We start from the raw sequence: 12,919 nt of genomic DNA, 5'->3' as shown, positions 1-12,919 counted from the left end.
GTGGTACTTCGCCTGGATCCTCGGCCTCCCCCTCGCTGCCCTCATCGCCGTCGCTAACGCAATGTGGCTCGAAATGCTCAACGATCGGAAGATGATCGGCGGTCACGACCCGAAGCCGTGACCCCACCCCCTTCGCGGCGGGGTCCAGCCGCCGCAAAGCCCTGACCGCGTCCCTTTGGTCTTGGGTTCACTCGCCGCCCGGGTCTCCTTACCCCGGGCGGCCTTTTCAGTCCGCCTCGCCGCCCTCGCGCCGCGCCGCCAGCTTGCGCGCCAGCGTGCGCCGGTGCAGGCCGAGCCGCCGCGCCGCCTCGGAGATGTTGAAGTCGGCCTCGGCGAGGGTGCGCTGGATCAGCTCCCATTCCTGTTCGCGCAGCCCGGTCTGCGGCGCCTCGATCTCGGGCAGGGCCTCGCCCGCGCGATGGCCGAAGGCGGCCTCGATCTCGCGCGCGGTCGCGGGTTTCGCAAGGTATTGCGTGGCGCCGAGCTTGATCGCCTCGACCGCGGTCGAGATCGCGGCAAAGCCGGTCAGCACGACGATCCGGGTCTGCGGATCGCGCGCGGCCAGCCCCTGCACGACACCAAGCCCTGAGCCCTCGGCGAGCTTCAGATCGACGATCGCATGGGTCGGCGGGTGGCGCCGCGCGGTCTCGAGCGCGCCCGCCTCGCGCGCGGCGACCTGCACCTGATAGCCGCGGCGCAGGAAGGATTCGGCAAGCGTCGCGGCAAGGCGGGCGTCATCCTCGACGATCAGCAGGCGGCGGGGGGCGTCATCGGTCATGCAAGGTCTCCGTCGCGGTCAAGGCGCGGCAGGGTGATGCGGATCACCGCGCCCCTGTCGCTGTTGGCAAGCTCCATCCGCCCGCCGAGACGGGCAAGCGCATTGCGGGTGAGGAAGAGGCCAAGGCCGCGGCCGGCCTCGGGGCTGCCCGAGACGAAGGGCGCGCCGGGATGGTCGAGCACCGCGGCCGGAAAGCCGGGACCGCGGTCGGTCAGGGTGAAGACGACCTCCCCGGCGGTGACCGTCAGCGTGGCCGACAGCGTGCCGGGCGCCGCCGCCTCGGCATTGTCGAGCAGGTTGAGCGCCGCCGCCTCGAACATCGGTTCGGTCAGGAAGCGTGCCCGCGTGCCCGGAGCGATGGTGAGCGGCACCGGGGGCCGGTCGCGCGTCGTGCTCCACAGCGCGAGCAGGCGGCGGAATTCGGTCTCGGCGCAGGCCTCGGCGGCGGCCTCGAAACGCTCGCGGCCGGCGGCGCGCAGGGTGCGGCTGACGATCTCGCGGCAGCGCTTCACCTCGGCGATCATCGCGCTCAGCGCCGCGCCGCGGGCGGGTTCGTCGGGCAGGCCGAGATCGGCCCAGTCGTCGAGGGTGACGGCAAGCGTGGTCAGCGGCGTGCCGAGCTCGTGCGCCATGCCCGAGGCCAGAAGGCCAAGCCCCACCAGCTGATCGGCCTCGGCGCGTTCGCGGCGCAATGCCTCGATCGCGGCGGCGCGGGCGGCGAGATTCGCGCGCAGGCGCAGGGTGAACCAGCTGAGGATGGTCGAGGCGAGGATGAAGGCGAGGAAGATCGCCCCGCCACCGCGCCCGGACGATGCGGGCAGCAACGTCAGCCCCCAGAAGCAGGCATTGGCGAGCAGGTAGATCGGCAAGGCCCGCGACGGGGCGCAGAGCGAGACCGCCAGCATCACCGGCACCAGCAGCAGCAGCGTGAAGGGGTTCTGCGCACCGCCCGACAGCGCCAGCAGCACCGTGCCGGCGAGCGTGTCGAAGCCGAGCTGCGCGGCAATCACCCAGTCGGGCACCGGCGGCCCCTTCGGCCGCAGCGACAGCGCGGTGAGCAGGTTGAAGGCGACAAGCAGCGCCGAGACCGTGGCCATCTCGCCGCGCGGCAGGTCGATGCCCAGCACCTGCGCGGCATAGACGGTGGCGGCGAACTGGCTGGCGATCGCCACCCAGCGGATCTGCACCAGCAGCCACGCGGTGTCATGCGCGGCAACATGCTCTGGGTCGGGCCGCTGCGGGGCGGCGGGCGGAACCGGCGTCATCGCCTCTCCCTCGGGATGGCCCCCGCAGCCGGAGGCGGACAGCGGCGCGGCAGCCCTGCCCCCGCGCCGGCCCGAGACTTGACCGATATGTCCGGCCGGCGCAACCGCCCGCAATGCCGCAGCGACCGCCCGGATCCGAGACGGGCTCAGACCTGATAGTAGTCGCGATACCAGTCGACGAAGGCCTTCACCCCCTCGGGCACCCGGGTCCTGGGATGATAGCCGGTCAGCGACTGCAGCAGCGTGGTGTCGGCCCAGGTCGCGGGCACGTCCCCCGCCTGCATCGGCATCAGGTTGCGCTCGGCCACGCGGCCCGTCGCCGTCTCGATCGCGGCGATGTAATCGGTCAGCTGCACCGGCTCGGAATTGCCGATGTTGACGACGCGCCAGGGCGCCACCGGCGACAGGCTGTCGCCCTCGGCCACGACGCCGTCCTCGGGCCGCACCGGCACCGCGTCGATCAGCAGCCGGATCGCCTCGACCAGATCGGTGACATAGGTGAAGTCGCGCTTCATGTCGCCGTAATTGTAGACGTCGATCGGGCGGCCTTCGAGGATCGCCTTGGTGAACTTGAACAGCGCCATGTCCGGCCGGCCCCAGGGGCCATAGACGGTGAAGAAGCGGAACATGGTGACCGGCAGGCCGAAGAGATGGGCATAGGAATGCGCCATCGCCTCGGTCGCCTTCTTCGTCGCGGCATAGAAGGACATCTGGTGATCGGCCTTCATCACCTCGCGATAGGGCATCTCGGTGTTCGCGCCATAGGCCGAGGAGGTGGAGGCGAGCAGCATATGCGCCGGCGGGAAGGCGCGCGCGGCCTCGAGGATCTCGAAGGTGCCGGCGATGTTGCTCTCGAGATAGGAGCGCGGGTTCTCGATCGAGTAGCGCACGCCCGCCTGCGCGGCCAGATGCACCACCACATCGGGGCGGTGTTCCTCGAACAGCCGCATCATCAGGCCGGGGGTCTCGACGCTGTCATTGACCACCGAGAAGCCCGCATTCTGCGCCAGCATCGCCTGCCGGCGTTCCTTCAGCGAGACGTCGTAGTAATCCGACAGGTTGTCGAGGCCGACCACCCGCCAGCCCTCGTCGAGCAGCCGCCGGCACAGGTGGAAACCGATGAAGCCGGACGAGCCGGTGACGAGCGCGGTGCGGGGAGAAAGGGCAGCGGACATGAAACCTCCGGACAGAATACGCCCTTCAGTAACGCCTGCGCGCGGCTCAGGCCAGCCTTTGCCGCACGCAAGGGGCCGTTCAGCGGATGCCGGCGGCGTCCATTACCCGCGCAAGGCGCTGGATGCCCGCGTCGATCGCCGCCTCGTCCGACATCGAGAAGTTCAGCCGCAGCGTGTTGCGGTTCGAGCCGTCAGCGAAGAAGGCGTTGCCGGGCACGAAGGCGACCTTCTCGGTGGCCAGCGCGCGTTCCAGCAGCTCGGCCCCGTCATACCCCTCGGGCAGGTGCATCCAGACGAACATGCCGCCCTCGGGCCGGGTCCAGCTCACGCCTTTCGGCATGTGCCGCTCGAGCGAGGCGAGCATCGCCTGCAGCCGCGCGCCATAGACCTTGCGCAGCATCGCCACGTGCTCGTCGAAGAGCTCCTCGGCGACCTCGGCGGTGACCACCTGGTTCAGCGTCGCGGTCTGCAGGTCGGCCGCCTGCTTCATCAGCACCATCTGGCCGATGACCGGCTTTGCCGCCACCACCCAGCCCACGCGCAGACCGGGCGCCAGCGTCTTCGAGAAGGAGCCGCAATAGATCGTCCGGCAGGCCTCGAGATCGCCCTTGCGCGCGATCTCGATCGCCAGCAGCGGCGGATAGGCGGTGCCCGAATAGCGCAGCGCCTGATAGGCCGCGTCCTCGATCACCGCGATGTCGAGCGTTTCCGCCATGTCGAGCACCGCCTCGCGCTCGGCCAGATCCAGCGTGACGCCGGTCGGGTTGGCGAAATCGGCCGAGAGATAGGCGAATTTCACCCGCCCGCCCGCGGCTTCGGCATCGGCCGCGATCTCGGCCGGGCCGCGGTTCGCCGCCGGGTCGAGCCGGTCATAGCGCGGCTGATAGGCGTTGAAGGCGCCAAGCGCGCCCAGATAGGTCGGCCAGCCGACAAGCGCGGTGTCGTTCGGGTCGACGAACAGCTTGCCGAGGTAATCAAGCGCCTGCTGCGAGCCCGCGGTGATCAGCACGTTCTCGGGCGTGCAGGCGATGCCCAGCGTCGCCATGTAGCCGACGATCCAGCGGCGCAGCGGCAGATAGCCCTCGGAGGGCGCATATTGCAGCGTGGTGCCCGCCGCCTCGGCCGAGACGGCACGGGCCATGGCGCGCTCAAATGCCTCGCGCGGGAACAGCGCCGGGTCGGGGATGCCGCCGGCGAAGGAAATGATCTCGGGCTGGTCCAGAAGCTTGAGCAGCTCGCGGATCTCCGAAGCCTTCATTCCTTCGGTCCGCGTGGCAAAAAGATTCGTCAAGGACATGCTTTCCCCCAGATCATCAAGTGGGCTCTCGTCCACCCGGCCGCGGAACAAGTCAATATGGCTGACATGAAATGTGATCAATCCCGCCATGCACGGAGCGCGGATTTTCCACCCCGCCGGCGCAAGGGCCTGCCTCGCCCCTCCCCCTTTCGCGACTGCCCGCATTTTCCGCACGATTGCCCGCGGCATCGGCCGCGCGCCCGCCGCGGCCTCCCCCGCGCACGGCTTTTCTTGACGGCCGGGGGGCTGGCCCGGTTTATTTGTATGCAAACGGTTTCGAGACACGGACCCCGCCGTCGCACGGGCCCCGGACCCGGCCACGGCGCGCACAACAGGGAGCCCGGGAATGACCATCCGCCTTGCCGTGAACGGGCAGGACCATGCCTTCGATCTGCCACCGCAGACCTCGCTGCTCGAGGTGCTGCGCAACGACCTTGGCCTGAACGGGCCGAAATACGGTTGCGGCTATGGCGAATGCGGCGCCTGCTCCGTTCTGGTGGACGGGCAGGCGGCGCGTGCCTGCGTGATGACGCTGGGCGCGGTCGCGGGGCGGCAGGTGACGACGCTCGAGGGGCTTGGCACGCCCGAGGCGCCGCATCCGGTGCAGCGCGCCTTCATCGAGGAAGAGGGCGCGCAATGCGGCTATTGCCTGAACGGCATGATCGTGACGGTGACGGCGCTGCTGCGCGACACGCCCGCGCCTGACCGCGCCACCCTCGCCCGCGCGCTGCGCCACAACCTGTGCCGCTGCGGCACGCATCTCGAGATCCTGCGCGCCGCCGAACGGGCCGTCACACTGATGGCCGAGGCACGGAAATGACCGCGCTCACGATCTGGCGCACGGGCAAGGCCGGGCCCGAGACCCTGCTGGAAATCGACCCCGCGGGCACCGTCACCGGCTTCAACGGCCATGTCGACCTTGGCACCGGCATCCGCACCGCGCTTGGCCAGATCGTCGCCGAGGAGCTCGACCTGCCGCCCGCACGCGTGCGCATGGTGCTGGGCGACACCGCGCGCACCCCCGATCAGGGGCCGACCATCGCCTCGGAGACGATCCAGTTCGCCGCGGTGCCGCTGCGCGCGGCGGCGGCCCAGGCCCGCGCGATCCTGCTCGCGCTTGCCGCCGCCCGCTTCGGCTGCCCCCCCGGAGCGCTGACGCTCCGCGACGGCGTGGTCACGGGCGGGGCCGGCACCGCCGATTTCGCCGCGCTGCTGGCGAACCAGTCGATCCGCGCCGAGCTCGACCCCGCCGCCCGGGTCAAGACGCCGGCCGAGTATCGCACCGTCGGCCGGTCGAGCCCGCGCGTCGACCTGCCCGGCAAGGCCACCGGCACCTGGACCTATGTCCATGACGTGCGCCTGCCCGGGATGCTGCATGGCCATGTGCTCCGCCCGCCCTATGCCGGGCGCGACAGCGGCCCCTTCATCGGCCACAGCCTGCTTGCGGTCGACGAGGCCTCGGTCGCGCATCTGCCGGGCCTTGTCGCCATCGTCCGGATCCGCGACTTCCTCGCCGTGGTGGCCGAGCGCGAGGGCCAGGCCCGCACCATCGCCGAGGCGCTGAAGGTCCGCTGGGCGCTGCCGCCCGAGCTGCCGGATCTGGGCAACATCGCCGGCACCCTGCGCGACCTGCCGGCGACGAAGCGGATGCTGACCGATCGCGGCGATGTCGAGGCGGCACTTTCCCGCGCCAAGGTGCAGCTTGCCCGCAGCTACAGCTGGCCCTGGCAGATGCACGGCTCGATCGGCCCCTCCTGCGCGGTGGCGCGGTTCGAGGGCGGCCGGCTCGAGATCTGGTCGGGCACGCAGAACCCGCACATGCTGCGCGGCGACATCGCCCGGCTGATGGAGATGCCCGAGGAGGCGATCGACATCCACCGCCACGAAGCCGCGGGCTGCTATGGCCGCAACTGCGCCGACGACGTCTGCGGCGATGCGGCGCTTCTGGCCCGCGCCGTCGGGCGGCCGGTGCGGGTGCAGCTGACGCGCGAACAGGAACACCTGTGGGAGCCGAAGGGCGCGGCGCAGCTGATGGATGTGCGCGGCGGGCTCGGCGAAGACGGCCGCTTCGATGCCTATGATTTCGAGACCCGCTATCCCTCGAACCGCGGGCCGAACCTGGCGCTGTTGCTGACCGGGGCGATCGCCCCTTCGCCGCAGCCCTCGGACATGGGCGACCGCACCGCAATCCCGCCCTACCGCATCGAGAACCTGCGCGTCGCGGTGCATGACATGGCGCCGATCGTGCGCGCCTCGTGGTTTCGCGGCGTCTCGGCCCTGCCCAACACCTTCGCGCATGAAAGCTTCATCGACGAGCTGGCGGCCGAGGCGGGCGAGGACCCGGTCGCCTTCCGGCTGCGCCATATCGACGATGCCCGCACCGCCGAGCTGATCCGCCGCACCGCCGAGGAAGGCGGCTGGCAGCCCCGCTCCGGCCCCCGGCTGCATGGCGAGGGCGACTTCGCCTTCGGTCAGGGCTTTGCCTACGCGACCTATGTGCACGGCACCTTCCCGGGCGTCGCCGCGGCGCAGGCCGCCTGGATGGCCGAGGTGGCGGTGAACCGGCGCACCGGCGAGGTCAGCCTGACGAAGGTGCTGGTCGGGCAGGATTCGGGGCTGATGATCAACCCCGACGGCGTGCGCCACCAGCTGCACGGCAATGTCGTGCAATCGCTCAGCCGCACCCTGACCGAGGCCGTCACCTTCGACGCGATCTCGGTCGCCGACCAGGACTGGGGCGCCTATCCGCTCGCCCGCTTCGAGGATCTGCCCGAGGTCCGTTCGGTGCTGATCGAGCGCCCCGAGGAGCCGCCCCTTGGCGTCGGCGAAAGCGCCTCGGTGCCCTCGGCCGCGGCGATCGCCAACGCGATCTTCGACGCGACCGGGGTGCGGATGCGCGAGCTGCCCTTCACCCCCGAGCGGGTGCGCGCAGCCCTTGCCGGCGCACCGATGCCGCGCGCGCTGGCCGCCCCGCCGCCGCGGCGGCGCCGCTTTGCGCGGATGGCGGCGACGCTTGCGGCGGGGATTGCCGGCGGGCTGATGGCCGGCGCCGTCGCCTTCCCCGCCTTGCGCGCCGAGATCCCGCGCAGCGCCCCCCCCGCCGCCGGGCTGTGGTCGGCCGAGACCCTCGCGCGTGGCCGGCAGGTCTTTGCCGCGGGCGATTGCGCCGCCTGCCACACGGCCGAGGGCGGCGTGCCGCTGACCGGCGGCCGCGCGATCGAGACGCCCTTCGGCACCGTGCATTCGACCAACCTGACCCCCGACCCGGAGACGGGGCTCGGCGCCTGGTCCTACCCCGCCTTCGCGCGGGCGATGCGCGAGGGGATCTCGCGCGATGGCCATCACCTCTATCCGGCTTTCCCCTACACCGCCTTCGCCCGGATCACCGAGGACGACATGCAGGCGCTTTACGCCTATATCCAGTCGCTGCCGCCGGTGCGCGCCGAGGTGCCGCCAGGCCGGATGATCGCGCCGGTGAACCTGCGCGGCACGATGGCGGCGTGGAACGCGCTGTTCCACACCGCGACGCCCTTCACCCCCGACCCGGCGCAAGGTGCGGTCTGGAACCGCGGCGCCTATCTGGTCGAGGGGGCGGGGCATTGCGCCTCGTGCCACAGCCCGCGCAACGCGCTTGGGGCCGAACGGACGGGGGCCGCGCATCTGGCGGGCGGCACGGTGGGCGGCTGGACGGCGCCGGCGCTGAACGGCACCGGGCCCGGCCCCCTCGCCTGGACCGAGGCGGATCTTTACGATTACCTGCGCGACGGCCGCTCAAACCGCCATGGCGCGGCGGCGGGGCCGATGGCGCCGGTGATCGCGGCGCTCGCCGAACTCCCCGACAGCGACATCCGCGCGATGGCGACCTATCTCGCGAGTCTCGCCCCCGCCCCCGCGGCGCCCGAGCCCACAGCCGAGACGCTGGCCGCCACGGCGCAAGAGGCGCTCGAGACCGCGACCGATCCGGCCGCGCGGCTGTTCACCGCCGCCTGCGGCTCGTGCCACATGCCCGGGCCGCTGCGCCTCGCCTCGGCCGCCACGGTGCCGCTTGCCTTTTCAAGCACGGTCCATGCCGAGCGCCCCGACGGGCTCATTCACGCGATCCTCGAGGGCGTGCCCGCCACACCGGGCGGCGGCGCGTCGATGCCGGGCTTCGCCCCGGCGCTGAGCGATGCCCGCATCGCCGAGATTGCGGGCTTCCTGCGCCGCACCCTCGCGCCCGGGAAAGCGGAGTGGACCGGGCTGACCGAGACCGTCGCGCGCGCCCGCGCCACCCGGCACTGACGCGAAAGGGGGCCCGCAAAGGCCCCCTTCCCTGTCGTGAGTGGTCTTCTTCGGAACCCGTCAGAACCGGCGCGCGGCCCGCAGGGCCTCGGTCGCCACGATATCGGGCACGCAGCCCGCACCGAGCGCCACACCGAACAGCGCCCGCGCCTCCTCGGCCGAATAGCGGCCAAGGCGCACATCCTCGGCCACCAGCTCGGGCGGGCGGGTGAACGGGTCGCCATAGCCGCCACCGCCCGGCGTGCCGACGCGCACCCGGTCGCCCGCGGTCAGAGGGATGTCCTGCGCCTTCGACAGATGCTCGGGGGTGAAGGTCTCGCCGCCGCGGGTGACGGTGACGTGGTTCACCATGCCGTCGCGCCCGCCCAGCGCGCCCTGTGGCCCGAAGCGGCCGTGGTCCATCACGAAGCTCGCCCGTGCCGTGCCCTTGCGCAGCTCGACCTCGTAATCGAGGCCGAAGCCGCCGCGGTGCCGCCCCGCCCCACCCGAGCCCTCGCGCAGGGCATAGCGGTGATAAAGCACCGGATAGGCCTGTTCCATGATCTCGACCGGCGGCGCCTTCGAGATGCCGATGGTCGAGCAGCCGTTCGAGATGCCGTCGCCCCCCGACCAGCCGCCATAGCCGCCGCCCGAGATCTGATACATGACGAAGTTGCGCCCCTCTTCCGGCACCGAGCCGCCGAGGGCGAAGTTGCCCGAGGAGCCCGCGGGCGAAGCGGTGACCCGCTCGGGCAGCGCCTCGACGAGGGCGGCAAAGACCGCCTCGGCGATGCGCTGGCTGACCTCGGCCGCGCAGCCCGAGACCGGGCGGGGGTATTGCGCGTCAAGGAAGGTGCCGGTGGGGCGGATGATCTCGAGCGGCTCGAAGGCGCCCGCCGAGATCGGCACGTCGGGGAAGATGTGCCGCATCGCGAGGTAGACCGAGGACAGCGTCGTCGCCAGAACCGAGTTCATCGGCCCCGCGCAGGGCGCCGAGGAGCCGGCGAAGTCGAAGATCAGCTTCTCGCCCGTCGCGGTGATCGTCAGGCGGATCTCGAGCGGCTCGTTCACCACGCCGTCGCTGTCGACATAGGCGGTCGCGGCATAGGTGCCGGGCGCGATCTCGCGGATGCCGGCGCGCATCTGCTCGGCGGCGCGGACGCGCAGCTCGGCGATGGCGGCGCGCACGGTGTCGTCGCCATAGCGGTCAAGGAGCCGCGTGAGCCGGCTCTCGCCCACATAAAGCGCCGCGGCCTGCGCCTTGACGTCGCCGATGCGCTGATCGGCCACCCGGATGTTCGAGCAGATGATGCCGTAGATCTCGGGATCGAGCTTGCCTTCCTTGAACAGCCGAACGGGAGGCAACCGCAGCCCCTCCTGCTCGACCGCGGTGGCCGAGGCCGAGAACCCGCCCGGCACCGCGCCGCCGGTATCGGGCCAGTGCCCGGTGTTGCTGAGCCAGCAGAAGATCTTGCCATCGCGCCACACCGGCATGGCAAAGCGCACATCCATCAGGTGGGTGCCGCCCAGATAGGGGTCGTTGACGATGTAGATGTCACCGGGCTTCGGCGCGATCGCCCGGCCGTCGGCGATCCATTCGATCAGCGTCCGGGTCGAATACTGCATCGTGCCGACGAAGACCGGCAGCCCCTGCGAGCCCTGCGCGATCAGCGAGCCGTCCTCGGCCGAATAGATACCGTCGGAGCGGTCGTTCGCCTCGGCGATCACCGGCGAGAAGGCGGCGCGCGAAAAGCTCAGATCCATTTCGTCGCAGACCTGCTGCAGACCGGACTGGATGACCGACAGGGTGATCGGATCGAGGGTCATGCCGCACCTTTCAGGGTGATGAGGATGTTGCCGTCATGGTCCTGCGCGGCGCTGTCGCCGGGCTCGAGGACGATGGTCGTGTCCATCTGCTCGATGATCGCGGGGCCGGCGATCACCGCCGTCGCCGGCAGGTGGTCGCGCCAGTAGACCGGGGTCTCGACCCAGCCGTCGAACCACACCGGGCGGCTGCCGGTCTGCGCCTCGGCCAGCGTCGCGCGGCGGCCGGCGGCGTCGATCAGCAAGCCGAGGTCGATTTCGGAGCGGCGCCCGATGACCGAGGTGTTGACGTTGACGAGCGCCGGCCGGATCTCGGGCAGCTCGACCTGGAAGCGGCGGAAATAGGCCGCCTCGAAGAGCGCGCGCAGCTCCTCGCGCGTGGGCGTCGGGCCCGGCAACGGCACCCGCAGCAGGTGGGTCTGGCCGATGAACTGCATGTCGACCGAGGGGATCACCCGGATCTCCTCGACCTCGACCGCCTCGGCCGCGATCGCCGCGGTGCCGGTCTCGATCTGCCGGGCAAAGACCGCGTGCAGCGCCTCGATGTCGACCAGATCAAGCGGCTTGTTCACCGTGTTCACGAAGTCATGACGCAGATCGGCCACGACGCAGCCAAGCGCATTGGTGATGCCCGGCCGCGCCGGCACCAGCACCCGCGGCACGCCGAGTTCGCGCGCGATGGCGCTGGCATGGAGCGGCCCGGCGCCACCGAAGGCGAAGAGCGCGAAATCGCGCGGGTCTTCGCCGAGGCTGATCGAGACCATGCGCACGGCATCGGCCATCTTCGCCGTGGCGATCCGCAGCACCGCCGCCGCCGCATCCTCGGCGGTGACACCCAGCGGAACCCCCAGATCGGCGGCAAAGATCGTGCGGATCGTGTCGAGCGAGACCTGCGAGGAGGCCGCGTTCAGCTTTTCGGGGTTCATCCGGCCCAGCAGCAGGTTCGCGTCCGAGATCGTCGGCCGCGTGCCGCCGCGGCCATAGCAGATCGGCCCGGGGGTCGAGCCCGCCGACTCGGGCCCCACCTGCAACAGCCCCGCCGCGTTCACCCGCGCAATCGAGCCGCCGCCGGCGCCGACCGTGCGCACGTCGACCATCGGCACATGGATCGGCATCGCATATTCGATCTCGATCTCGTGGCTCACCGCGGGTTCGGCGCCGCGGATCAGCGCGACATCGGTCGAGGTGCCGCCCATGTCATAGGTCAGCAGGTCGGGGATGCCGGCACGCCGCCCGGTATAGGCCGCCGCCATCACCCCCGAGGCCGGCCCCGACATCACCGTCTTCGCCGCCTCCTTCGCCACGATCCGCGCCGAGACCATGCCGCCGTTGCCGTTCATCACCAGGAGCTCGTGCCGATAGCCGCGCGCCACCAGCCTGTCGGCCAGCCGCTCGACATAGCGGCGCAGCAGCGGCTGCACCGAGGCATTGACCGCCGCGGTCACGCCGCGCTCGAACTCGCGGCTTTCCGACAGCAGCGCATGGCCGAGCGTGATGTTCTCGTTCGGCCAGAGCTCGGCCGCGATCTCGCCTGCCCGCAGCTCGTGCGCGGGGTTGGCGTAGGCATGGAGGAAATGGATCACCAGCGCCTCGCAGCCCTCGGCCTTCAGCCGCTCGATCGCGTCGCGCAGCGCCGGCTCGTCGAGCGCCACCAGCTCGGCGCCCGAGGCATCCATCCGCTCGGGGATCTCGAGCCGCAGGTCGCGCGGGATCAGCGGCCGGAAGCTGCCCTTCAGCCCATAGGCCTGCGGCCGGGTGCGGCGGCCAAGCTCCAGCACGTCGCGAAAGCCCATCGTGGTGATCAGCCCGGTCTTGCACAGGGCGCGCTCCAGCACCGCGTTGGTGGTGGTGGTGGTGCCGTGCACGATCAGGTCGAGCGCCGCGATCTCGGCCCCCGCGGCATCGAGCGCCCCGACGACGCCGGTCGACTGGTTGTCGAGCGTGGTCGGCACCTTGGCAAGCCGCACCGCCCCCGCCCGGCTGTCATAGAGCACGAGATCGGTGAAGGTGCCGCCGACGTCGATGCCGGCGACGATGCCGGAACTGGCTGCAGTCTCTGTCATGGGTCTTCGTCCTGAACCGCTGTCGGAGGGGTCCGGCGCAGGGCCGGCCCGATCAGGCTAGGAACCGCGCCGGCCGGCTGTCAATCGCGTGACGGGGTCGGCGGAACGGAAAGTCCTGCGCGAAAGATTTCATTCGTATACGAACGATAATTTGCATGCAAATTCGGCATCTGGCGCCACAAAATCAGGCAGCGCACGGAACGGATCCGGGCCCGCCCCCGGGTTGCGAACCGTCCCCGCTGCCGCTCCGCCGCCCC

The 12,919-nt window shown here is 71.0% G+C and carries 9 protein-coding genes; 3 read left to right on the top strand and 6 right to left on the bottom strand.

Annotation, left to right across the window (positions count from 1 at the left end):
• On the top strand, window positions 1–121 hold a 121-nt coding region (gene cydX / locus DYS74_RS16780; protein ID WP_121534827.1), incomplete at its 5' end, for a cytochrome bd-I oxidase subunit CydX.
• A gap of 105 nt (window positions 122–226) precedes the next feature.
• Here cydX and DYS74_RS16775 read toward each other — a convergent pair.
• From DYS74_RS16775 to DYS74_RS16760, 4 genes are all read right to left on the bottom strand, one after another.
• On the bottom strand, window positions 227–778 hold the full coding sequence (locus DYS74_RS16775) for a response regulator transcription factor (RefSeq protein ID WP_121534826.1): 552 nt from the start codon (window positions 776–778) through the stop codon (window positions 227–229).
• Window positions 775–2,043 (bottom strand): ATP-binding protein, encoded by a 1,269-nt coding sequence (locus DYS74_RS16770; protein ID WP_121534825.1) that lies wholly within the window; start codon window positions 2,041–2,043, stop codon window positions 775–777. Before DYS74_RS16770 ends, DYS74_RS16775 begins: the two co-directional genes overlap by 4 nt.
• 146 nt (window positions 2,044–2,189) lie before the next feature.
• Window positions 2,190–3,218, bottom strand: coding sequence for an NAD-dependent epimerase/dehydratase family protein (locus tag DYS74_RS16765; RefSeq protein WP_121534824.1), 1,029 nt, complete (start codon window positions 3,216–3,218; stop codon window positions 2,190–2,192).
• 79 nt (window positions 3,219–3,297) lie between these two features.
• The gene (locus tag DYS74_RS16760; protein ID WP_121534823.1) at window positions 3,298–4,515 is read right to left on the bottom strand and encodes an aminotransferase-like domain-containing protein; all 1,218 of its coding nucleotides are present in this window, start codon (window positions 4,513–4,515) and stop codon (window positions 3,298–3,300) included.
• A 346-nt stretch (window positions 4,516–4,861) separates the two neighbouring features.
• Here DYS74_RS16760 and DYS74_RS16755 point away from each other — a divergent pair, with 346 nt between their 5' ends.
• Both DYS74_RS16755 and DYS74_RS16750 read left to right on the top strand, forming a co-directional pair.
• Window positions 4,862–5,335: a (2Fe-2S)-binding protein gene (locus DYS74_RS16755; RefSeq protein ID WP_121534822.1), complete on the top strand. Its 474-nt coding sequence runs from the start codon at window positions 4,862–4,864 to the stop codon at window positions 5,333–5,335.
• Window positions 5,332–8,796 (top strand): molybdopterin cofactor-binding domain-containing protein, encoded by a 3,465-nt coding sequence (locus tag DYS74_RS16750; protein WP_121534821.1) that lies wholly within the window; start codon window positions 5,332–5,334, stop codon window positions 8,794–8,796. The genes DYS74_RS16755 and DYS74_RS16750 overlap by 4 nt, the downstream gene beginning before the upstream one ends.
• Before the next feature lie 60 nt (window positions 8,797–8,856).
• On the opposite strand, the gene DYS74_RS16745 is transcribed toward DYS74_RS16750, so the two are convergent.
• Both DYS74_RS16745 and DYS74_RS16740 read right to left on the bottom strand, forming a co-directional pair.
• A complete protein-coding gene (locus tag DYS74_RS16745) occupies window positions 8,857–10,602 on the bottom strand; it encodes a hydantoinase B/oxoprolinase family protein (RefSeq protein WP_121534820.1) in 1,746 nt (581 codons plus the stop codon).
• Window positions 10,599–12,662 carry a hydantoinase/oxoprolinase family protein gene (locus DYS74_RS16740; protein WP_121534819.1) on the bottom strand — a complete coding sequence of 688 codons (2,064 nt, stop codon included), beginning with the start codon at window positions 12,660–12,662 and terminating at the stop codon, window positions 10,599–10,601. Before DYS74_RS16740 ends, DYS74_RS16745 begins: the two co-directional genes overlap by 4 nt.
• Window positions 12,663–12,919: the final 257 nt, after the last annotated feature.

The sequence above is a fragment of the Paenirhodobacter hankyongi genome (assembly GCF_003664585.1).
GTDB classification, from domain to species: Bacteria; Pseudomonadota; Alphaproteobacteria; order Rhodobacterales; family Rhodobacteraceae; genus Rhodobacter; species Rhodobacter hankyongi.
This window is presented reverse-complemented; position numbering and strand designations above follow the sequence as displayed.